The organism is Streptococcus suis, from assembly GCF_002964045.1.
GTDB classification, from domain to species: domain Bacteria; phylum Bacillota; class Bacilli; order Lactobacillales; family Streptococcaceae; genus Streptococcus; species Streptococcus suis_U.
Map to the genome: position 1 here is coordinate 1 of NZ_POPB01000568.1, position 331 is coordinate 331.

At 41.4% G+C, this 331-nt stretch carries 1 protein-coding gene; it reads right to left on the reverse strand.

The genetic code is table 11. The annotated features are described in order from the left end of the window. Window positions 1–54: 54 nt before the first annotated feature. The gene (locus tag C1E99_RS12760) at window positions 55–315 is read right to left on the reverse strand and encodes a type II toxin-antitoxin system Phd/YefM family antitoxin (protein WP_105179815.1); all 261 of its coding nucleotides are present in this window, start codon (window positions 313–315) and stop codon (window positions 55–57) included. Window positions 316–331 lie beyond the last annotated feature (16 nt).

Consider the following 331-nt stretch of genomic DNA (forward strand, 5'->3'; position numbering starts at 1 on the left):
CCTTGCCAATAAAGATAGTCTTCCCAGGCGTCGTCTGTAAAATGGATTCCCATGTTAGTCGGCCTCTAGCAAGTTTCGTTTTTGGGTTTGTCCCGCTTTGACTTGAGCCATACCACGCAAGACTTTCTGAGATAGGTAGGCGTTCCGAGCAACAGCAAGGGTTTCTTGTAAACTATCCCACTCACTCTTTGACAGTACAACAATATCTTCTTCTGGATTTTTATTAACCACGACCAAAGGTTCAAACTCGTCATTGACCTTTTTCATATAGTCCTTTAAGTGATTTCGAAAATGGGAATATACAATAGCTTCCATAAGCAATACCTCTCAT